The 315-nt window shown below is 69.8% G+C and carries 1 protein-coding gene; it reads right to left on the bottom strand.

Annotated elements, in window-relative coordinates; all coding sequences use genetic code 11:
* Positions 1-11: 11 nt before the first annotated feature.
* On the bottom strand, positions 12-315 hold a 304-nt coding region (locus ACFHPP_RS31435; RefSeq protein ID WP_437167140.1), incomplete at its 5' end, for a hypothetical protein.

A 315-nucleotide genomic window follows, 5' to 3' on the forward strand; every position in this document is an offset into this window, starting at 1 on the left:
TACGGCCGCTGTCACCTCAGGCGGCGCAGCCCTCGCCAGACCGGCTGCAGGACCTGCTTCATCGCGGTCCGCATGCGTGGATTGGCTGCGAGATAGCTGCGGAACGGACTGCTAGTGCGCCAGAAGGTACTGGCCTCCATGGCGGCGAGGCGCCCCTCGCAGTCGCGGAGCAGGGCCTCGGCCTCCGCGGCGCGGGCTTCGCTGCGGCGAAGCGCCGAATCGGCAACCACGGAAAACGCGCCGCCACCGCTGTTCCGGCGCACCAGGGCCTGCGTCTGGAGCGGCGCCCCGTAGAAGCTTTGGAAGGCCTTGATT

Source organism: Falsiroseomonas sp. E2-1-a20, from assembly GCF_051433195.1.
Taxonomy (GTDB): Bacteria; Pseudomonadota; Alphaproteobacteria; order Acetobacterales; family Acetobacteraceae; genus Falsiroseomonas.